Raw genomic sequence first — 242 nt, 5'->3', positions numbered from 1 at the left:
AGGGTGGCCAGCAGACGATATTCGATCTGCGTCAGGTGCAGCGCCTCGCCGTTGCGGCTCACGCTGCGGGCCGGCAGGTCCACCACCACTTCCCCAAGACGATAGCGACCGCTGGACTGCCCTGCGCCTGACGCCCGCGCATGGCGGCGCAATTGCGCGCGCATGCGGGCCAGCAGCTCGGGCATGCCGAAGGGCTTGACCAGGTAGTCGTCGGCGCCGGCGTCGAGGGCTTCGACCTTCTC

Annotated in this window: 1 pseudogene; it reads right to left on the bottom strand. The window is 69.4% G+C overall.

Going from position 1 to position 242, the window contains the following annotated elements:
- Positions 1–242: pseudogene (locus ACZ3HH_RS31025) on the bottom strand (DNA-binding response regulator); the annotation flags it as partial.

This window comes from Pseudomonas sp. PME37.24/025 (assembly GCF_055556615.1).
This window is presented reverse-complemented; position numbering and strand designations above follow the sequence as displayed.